Origin of the sequence: Caldivirga sp. UBA161, assembly GCF_002506515.1 — an archaeon.
GTDB lineage: Archaea > Thermoproteota > Thermoprotei > Thermoproteales > Thermocladiaceae > Caldivirga.
In genome coordinates, this window is sequence record NZ_DAXS01000054.1 from 204 (window position 1) to 6,975 (window position 6,772).

Below are 6,772 nucleotides of genomic sequence, written 5' to 3' on the forward strand. Positions count from 1 at the left end.
AATTCATTAACAACATTAACTACACCACACTCATTAACATACTTATCGAAGGGCATGTCGATCCATACAACATACCTAGACTTAACCTGCTGTGGTAGTGAATTTATGAAGCCCTTTAACATTACTGGATTACACCAAGTGTTTAGGGGTACTGCTTGAGGCGGCCAACCATACCACACTGCAACCCTATACGTACTATTGAGTGAAGTTAAGTAGTTTAATAATTCAATGAGCTTAATGTAAACCGTGGAGTTCACATATAAGTAATCCCATTCAGGTCCAAAATACCATTTAGGGAATACTGCCCACATTACCTTTAAACCATTCTCATAGGCCAATTCACTAATCAAATTAATATTAGGGTAATAGTATTGGAATGAATTATCAGCTAGAGGAATAACCACTACAATGAAGCTGTAGCCAGCATCCCTAATTATCTTAAAATCACCGGCGATGGAATCCCTATATAGGCTTAAATTGGCGTAAACGTAAAAGAATGTTCTATCCCCATAAGCCTCCTTCCAATAAGGTGTAGAATTACTGGAGGGCAGAATGTAAACAATACCATCAAATGACTTATTAATAGCCTTGTAACTCAACTTTTTAAATGGCATTAACCTTAAGTATAGCGCCATAAGCAGTATCACTAACACTATTACTACGGTAATAGTTAACACTATTGGAGGCGTATTCTTCATAAGTTATGATTACTGCGGATTATTTATAAATTATTACATAATTTCCCGCAATATTAATGTGCATAATTATCATATTTATTACCTTACTTGAGGAAGCTTTAAATATAAATAGTGTTTAATACAGTGTTAATTTATGGAGAAGAGGAGTGAAGGTAAGGGGGAGGTTAGGTTGAGGGAGGAGGTTGAGAGGGAGGCTTTCGGTATTAAGGTTCTAGATAATGCACTTGAGGGTGGCGTGCCCAGGGGTACTTGGACTGTGGTTACTGGGGAGCCAGGCGTGGGTAAGAGCATACTATGCATGCACTTCGCCTACAATGGGTTAGAGAATGATGAACCAGTAATCTACGTTACCACTGAGACCAGCTTCCGTGATGTAGTTAGGCAGGCTAGGCAATTCAACATGGATTTAACTCAGTTTAAGCCTGTTAACTTAAGTGATGTAATTACGGGTAAGGTTAAGCCTGAGAACGCTAAATTAGTTGTGATTGACTTATTCGGCTTATATAGGCAATACCGTGAGATGATTAAGGAGGCTGGGGAGGAGGGTAAGAAGCCTAGTAGGGCTTTGAGCATTGAGGTACTGGAGGGCGCTGTTAAGAGGGCTTATGAGGTTTTAGGCTTTAGTGAGGGTAAGGTTAGTGAACCCAGTAGGCTTATTATTGACTCCATGACTGCCTTCTGGGCTGATAAGCCTGCAATGGCTAGGGCTTATAGCTATAGGCTTAGGCAGAACCTGTATAGGAGTAATATTACTGCACTCCTAGTTAGTCAATATGCCCCAACCACTGAGGCTAGCTTCGGCTTTGGCCTTGAGCATATTGCCGACGGTATAATACACATGTGGATGGATAATGTTGTTGAGGCCAAGACTATTAGGAGGTGGTTAATTATTAAGAAGATGAGGTTAACAAACCACGCTAAGGAGGCTTACCAAGTGGATATTCAGCCAGGTAAGGGATTAATCCTCATTGAGGCTGATAAAACTTAACATTGTATACGCGAATTAAGGGGCAAGCATTAGGGTTTATAAATCCCCAAGGCAAAAACATAAAGTGCCTGTGAGCATTGCCATCCCTAAGAAGCTTTATGATGAAGCAACTAGGAGGGGTATTGATGTTGAGGAATTAGTCTTATCAACATTAATCAATACTCTAAAACTTGACCCAGAGACCCTCATTAAGATTAGGATTGAGTTAGCTATTGGTTACCTTAATGAGGGGAAGAACTTGATAGATAAGGACCCTGTTCAAGCCAGTGAAAAGCTCTACAAGGCTGCTGAAGAATCTGTTAAGGCATTGGTGGTTTACTATGATTTAAAGGATATATTGGCTAGAGTTAATGAGAGGGGGAGGTGGACTGTAACTGAGCTTGAGAAGGCTGTAATTGAAATATCAAGGAGGCTTGGTAGGTGGTTTAGGCAATCCTGGGACACGGCAAATTACCTACATGTGTGGGGATTCCACGAGATGAAACTAGATGCTGATGATATTAAGGATAGGTTACCAGATGTTGAGAGAATGATACAGGAGGCGCAGAAATTACTGGGCAATAATTCGTGAAGAATGCTGACTATGAGGTTTAAGAATTATTAAGCCTAATTAAGGGTTAAGTGAAGTAACTGAATATGAGTAGGTTTCTGGTATTAGGCCTAGGATTCATAGCAACACATGTTGCAGAGGCATTATCTAAGTTGGGGCACGTTACCGTAACGTACAGGTCACTGAATGGTATCAATGAAATTTATGCGAAGATATTGAGGGGTAGTGTTGAACTCACTAGGCTTAATCCACTTACTGATGAATATGAGTTAAGGAGTTTAATTAAGAACTCTGACACTGTAATTAACCTAATAGGTGCATTGAGCAATGATTTTCAGCTACTTAGGGCCGTTCACGTAACTATACCTAGGCAAGTCGCCTCACTAATAGCGGATTACTCACCATCAATAATGCTCATACACGTAAGCGCATCTAATGTCATGGGGCCAATTGGTAAATTCATCACCGAGGAGCCTAGGCATTGTGAGGGGGCTAAGCCATCAACACTGTATGAGGAGACTAAGTGCCTTGGTGAACAGGCGGTTTACTCAATATCTCAATCCACAGGCTTCCCACTAGCCATAATTAGGCCAACCTTAGTCTACGGTAAGTATAATACTCATCCACAATTCCTCCAAATATACAATGTGGCTAAAGTGGGTATTGTACCTAGGGTTAATGCTAAGTTAATGGCTATTAGTGCCCCTAAGCTTACTGAGTTGATAATTAGGCTGCATGAGTTAAGGCCAAGGAGCCTCTACCTATACGCCACTGAGTGTGAGCCGGTTGAGGTGGCTAGGTTCTTTGAAATCATGGTTAAGGCACTTGGGAAAAGGCCATTAAGGATACCTATACCTAATATTCTACTTAAATTAGCATTACCAAGTGATGTTAAGCCGCTTTTCAAGTACATTAACACAACCTACAGTTGCGTGAGAATTAAGGAGTTGGTGGGTGACTTAAGATTCATGGAGGATGAGGTTTATGAAAATGCATTATTCATTAGGCAGTTTAAGAATTATGCTATAGGCCCCTAAGTGGATTGCTTAAGTACTACCACTCCCCTAGGATCCTTAACCCTCACGGCTAAGGTTTCCCACAATCTAAACACATGGTTACTATCATCAACACCCAGATACACTAATGCGGCATCCACCCCCACTGCCACATCAATTATTGATTGATGCGTTGACATTAATAATGCCGTATCATCCCTCAACTGCGGGATCACTGCAACATCCTTAATGAGTGATTTAACCCTAGTTAACTCCATGACGCCAGTCCTCTCATTAACAATTAGTAGCTTAGTATACCTGTTGGGGCTAATGAAGAGTACGTATGGTTCAGGCACGTAATTAGCGTATAATGCATTAACGGCGCTTGAAACCTCATTAACCGCCGAACCAGGGGTATCCCAAGGTGACATAGCCATTGTTTTAACCTTAGGGTTACTTAATATGTCGTTAAGTATCATTAAATCCTCATCATAAGCTAACCTAACAGCAGCCTGATCAGCTGATGCTGAATAAACTGCCTCACCCCTAGCTCTAGAGTACTCAATCTGCCTCTGTGAGATTGTAAATTTAAGGCTTAATTCCTTAAGGGCTAAAATGGATCTACTTATGGTTATTGAGGAGCCGCTTGAAGTTTCCTCAAGTGGTACTGCATCTAAGCCTGGGCCGGCCTCATATGTGGTTAAATACTTCCTAAACCTCCTTGCCTCATTAACAGTACCCCGAATCTTACCTTGAATATACCTAAGCTCCTCAGGGTTTAAGGCTGATGATGAAGTAACATCAATTGGTGGATCACCTGTATTCTTGGATTCCCCCTTACCAGTATTAGGATCATTAGGTGCCTTAATACCCGTTAATCCACTAACCTCAGTGGAACCAGCCTTCAACTGCTCAACCTGCTCTGGATCATAATTCTTAAGTAAGGTAAGGAATTCACCAAAGTGAGCCTTTTCCTCCTTGGCAATATCCTCAAAAACCCTCTTAACCTTCTCATCAGTAATCAATCCAGCTAATTGGAGGTATAGGTTTATTGCATCTAGCTCAGCCATTATCGCTAGCCTAAGCGCCTCCCCAACTTCATTCTCACTGAGTTTCCTATCCCTAATTAAGTCTACTGGATTCTTCGAGAAAACCATATTAATGATACTACACTGAATTATTTAAATTTAATCATATGTGAATTAGTTTATTTAAGGAAGCATTAAGCACAATTATATTAACCTTAAATCACTGGTTAATTAACATAAGTGCTTAAATACCCTTAAGTATACGCCTACGTATGAGCATTGATTTAAGGGGGAGGGTTGTTTTAATTACTGGCGTGACTCATGGTATTGGGGAGGCTACCGGTAGGTTACTTAGGCAGTTGGGGGCTACTGTTTATGGTGTTGGTAGGGATGAGGCTAAGGGTAGGTTACTTGAGTCTGAGGTTGGTATAGTGTTTAGGAGGGTTGATTTATCTAGGAGGGTTGAGGTTTTGGATTTCATTAAGTGGTTTGAGTCTGAGGTGGGTGTTATTCATGCCTTAATTAATAATGCTTCAAGGAATTCCAGGTTCAGTATCCTTGATACTGCATTGGAGGAGTGGGATAGTATGATTGAGTTAAACTTAACGGCACCATTCCTACTCTCCCAAATGGCCGCTAGGCTAATGATTAAGAGGGGGATTAGGGGTAAGATAATTAATGTTGCAGCCATACAAGCCCACTTCCCCCTTGAGTCATCATTCCCCTACGTAACCACTAAGGGTGGTTTAGTGGCTATGACTAGGAGTATGGCTGTTGACTTGGGTAAGTACGGCATACAAGCCATAACGGTAACTCCAGGCCCAGTGTATGTTAAGGGTGGGGAGGTACCCAAGAGCCTTGATGATAATGCAGCAACATTAATAGGTAGGATGGGTAGGCCCATGGAGGTGGCTTGGTTAATAGCATTCTTAATATCAGACCTAAACACATTCATGACAGGCAACGAAATAATAATAGATGGCGGTAGGATAATAAGTAGAAAACCAGATCCAAGGGAAGTAACCACTGGTGAAGTTTAAGCCCTAATTTATTTGCAAGATTACGCATTCTCTTCATTTATTTGCTCAAGAGGCTTAAATGCTGTTTCTAAGCCTCTATTATACCATTCTAATGCTGCCACTAGGCCTAAGCCCCATAATCCAGCATTATAGAGTAAGTACTCATTTAACGTGAAGCCTGCTGTAAAGAATATTGAGGCGATGTATATTACGTATGCTGAAGCCCTAACTGCAGCAATGCCCATTGACCTAACCCTTGTTGGGAATAATTCAGGCTCAAGAATGACCCTGGCAGCCCAACCCAGCTCCCCAAATACACCATTTATAAGTAATAAAGTTAAGAATACTATTAAATTATGCGGCATTACTAATACTTGAGGTATAAGCGCAAGCATTGTAATGAATCCACCTAAATATGCTATTAATGTGAAAGGCTTCACACTAATCTTCTTAAACATGAGGATGCCGATAATGCCGCCTAGGGTTTCACCAATATTATATAGTAGCACTATCCAGGACGTCAACCGTGGGAACAGGTAAGGCCCCATTACTAGGGCTAGTAGGGCATATGTAAGTACTATTGTTATTGCCAATGACACTAGGACGAATAACCTTAACCTTAGGTTACTTAGATTAATCGGATTAATTGATTTAATGTGTTTAAACAGCATCCAGCGGTAGGATTCAGGAATCATTAGCCTAGTCACTAGCATAATAGTTAAGGCTACCCCAATTGTGATTGCGAAGAACTCCCTCTGAAGTGTAATAGTCATGCCTGTAGCTAATGTTAAGGCTGCGGCTACTGCAGCACCCAAGTTAGCTACATTGGTTACACCTATAAGCACCTCCTCCCTCCTCTTGATTGGCATCATTTCAGCTAAGTAAGCTAATGCAGTGGGTTCTTCACCTCCAAGGCCAAACTCCGCAAGCGCTATCCCAATAATTAAAGAATACGCATTATTAGCGAGCAATACTAGTAATATACCTATGCTGTAGAGAGCAAATGTAAGGATGAATGTATACTTCCTACCATATGCGTCTGAGAGCCTACCTATTGTTAAATTACCCACCGTTAAGGCTACTGGAGCTGAGAGTAAAATGTACTCAATCATGCCTTTAGGCACAAACGGCCACTGAGTCGTTAAGGGGGCTAAAGCTAATAGAATCCCCCATAGAAACATACCCAATGAGGCTGATGCTATAATTAGCCACTGATGCTTACTTAAACCACCTGCATCTAAGGTTTTAATAACATCCCAATCCAATTGCCTTGGTTTATTCATAAGTTATTGGTTATCAATAACTAATTTATAAACATTACAGTTTAATTCAAGTGAAGTGAATCATGGACTTAAATTCCCAAATCACCCAACATAATGATAAAGCTAAGGGTTAGGAAGCTGGAAGCTATTTATTTAAAGTATTACCATTAACGTAAATTATTTAAATCCCTAAATGGAAAAATATTGGTATGGTTGATGGTTTGCTTTTGGC

The 6,772-nt window shown here is 40.7% G+C and carries 7 protein-coding genes; 4 read left to right on the plus strand and 3 right to left on the minus strand.

Translation table 11 applies throughout. The features are described from left to right. The coding region (locus tag BP896_RS06300; RefSeq protein WP_291766819.1) for a hypothetical protein at window positions 1–698 on the minus strand (698 nt) is incomplete at its 3' end. Window positions 699–831: 133 nt separating this feature from the next. Between BP896_RS06300 and BP896_RS06305 the strand changes: the two genes are divergently transcribed. The 3 genes from BP896_RS06305 (at window position 832) to BP896_RS06315 (ending at window position 3,273) form a co-directional block, all read left to right on the plus strand. Next, window positions 832–1,686 carry a KaiC domain-containing protein gene (locus BP896_RS06305; protein ID WP_291766821.1) on the plus strand — a complete coding sequence of 285 codons (855 nt, stop codon included), beginning with the start codon at window positions 832–834 and terminating at the stop codon, window positions 1,684–1,686. Window positions 1,687–1,750: 64 nt separating this feature from the next. Further along, window positions 1,751–2,257, plus strand: coding sequence for a PaREP1 family protein (locus tag BP896_RS06310; protein ID WP_349681939.1), 507 nt, complete (start codon window positions 1,751–1,753; stop codon window positions 2,255–2,257). Window positions 2,258–2,322: 65 nt separating this feature from the next. After that, window positions 2,323–3,273: an NAD-dependent epimerase/dehydratase family protein gene (locus BP896_RS06315; protein ID WP_291766822.1), complete on the plus strand. Its 951-nt coding sequence runs from the start codon at window positions 2,323–2,325 to the stop codon at window positions 3,271–3,273. Here BP896_RS06315 and BP896_RS06320 read toward each other — a convergent pair. After that, window positions 3,270–4,388, minus strand: a complete 1,119-nt coding sequence (locus tag BP896_RS06320; protein WP_291766824.1) for a family 1 encapsulin nanocompartment shell protein — start codon at window positions 4,386–4,388, stop codon at window positions 3,270–3,272. The genes BP896_RS06315 and BP896_RS06320 overlap by 4 nt on opposite strands. A 143-nt stretch (window positions 4,389–4,531) precedes the next feature. On the opposite strand from BP896_RS06320, the gene BP896_RS06325 reads away from it, so the two are divergent. Next, on the plus strand, window positions 4,532–5,299 hold the full coding sequence (locus tag BP896_RS06325; RefSeq protein ID WP_291766825.1) for an SDR family NAD(P)-dependent oxidoreductase: 768 nt from the start codon (window positions 4,532–4,534) through the stop codon (window positions 5,297–5,299). Between the two features lie 20 nt (window positions 5,300–5,319). On the opposite strand, the gene BP896_RS06330 is transcribed toward BP896_RS06325, so the two are convergent. Next, window positions 5,320–6,561: an MFS transporter gene (locus tag BP896_RS06330; protein WP_291766827.1), complete on the minus strand. Its 1,242-nt coding sequence runs from the start codon at window positions 6,559–6,561 to the stop codon at window positions 5,320–5,322. Window positions 6,562–6,772 lie beyond the last annotated feature (211 nt).

What these genes read in the sequence shown, in the direction of transcription:
- BP896_RS06305 (WP_291766821.1), top strand. Translation starts at nt 832, where the DNA reads ATGGAGAAGAGGAGTGAAGGTAAGGGGGAGGTTAGGTTGAGGGAGGAG.
- BP896_RS06315 (WP_291766822.1), top strand. Translation starts at nt 2,323, where the DNA reads ATGAGTAGGTTTCTGGTATTAGGCCTAGGATTCATAGCAACACATGTT.
- BP896_RS06320 (WP_291766824.1), bottom strand. Translation starts at nt 4,388, where the DNA reads ATGGTTTTCTCGAAGAATCCAGTAGACTTAATTAGGGATAGGAAACTC.
- BP896_RS06325 (WP_291766825.1), top strand. Translation starts at nt 4,532, where the DNA reads ATGAGCATTGATTTAAGGGGGAGGGTTGTTTTAATTACTGGCGTGACT.
- BP896_RS06330 (WP_291766827.1), bottom strand. Translation starts at nt 6,561, where the DNA reads ATGAATAAACCAAGGCAATTGGATTGGGATGTTATTAAAACCTTAGAT.